The organism is Corallococcus sp. AS-1-12 (genome assembly GCF_020036995.1).
Taxonomy (GTDB): Bacteria; Myxococcota; Myxococcia; order Myxococcales; family Myxococcaceae; genus Corallococcus.
On record NZ_JAIQDD010000111.1, the window covers coordinates 1 to 730 of the forward strand.

At 72.1% G+C, this 730-nt stretch carries 1 pseudogene; it reads right to left on the reverse strand.

Annotation, left to right across the window (positions count from 1 at the left end):
- Positions 1 to 82: 82 nt before the first annotated feature.
- Positions 83 to 730: pseudogene (locus K8556_RS38940) on the reverse strand (hypothetical protein); the annotation flags it as partial.

Genomic DNA, 730 nt, shown 5'->3' on the forward strand with positions numbered 1-730 from the left:
CTCTCGCGGCGCGTAGCTCAAGCTCCGGCCACGCCCGGAGGCGCATCCCGTGGTCAGCAGCACCAGGGCCAGCAAGAGGGCGTCAGCGCGCATTGTCCACCCCCAGGCCCACCGAGGCGAACGCCCCTGGGCGAAGAGTCCCCTCCGGCGTGGGGAAGAGCAGCGTGCCGCCCGTTCCCATCGCATAGAGCTTCCCTCCCAGCACTCGCCAGCGGACCTCGGCGGACCCCAGGTAGCGCGCCCCTGGCTGTCCCATGCCCACGCACAGCCCCTTCACCGCCACTTCGAGGCTGCGCGCGAAGAGCTGCATCGCCACGCGCCCATCCACGTCGAAGCGGCCCCACGAGAAGGCTTCCGCGCCCAGCGACACCTTCAGGTGCTTGGAGAGGCCGCCGTAGCGGACCGCGTCCCAGCCCACCTCCGCCTCGACATAGGCCGAGTACCCATCCGGGAAGGCGGCCTCCGACAGCGGAAGTCCCTCTGGCCCCGCCGCCTTGAAGCGCGCCAGCTCATAGTCCGGGCCGAAGAGTCCCTGGCGGAAGCCGCCGTGCTGCCTGCGCATCTCCAAGCGCAGCCGCAGCTCCAGCGTGGGCGTCAATGCATCCGCGCCCGCTCCCATCACCGCGCCCCATGCGCCGCCCTTGCCGGGCCGTCCGCCCCAACCGGCAAGCAGGTGGGCCTCGAAGCCCGGCCGCACCAGCACCACGGCGGTGCCGTCCAGATGCGCCAG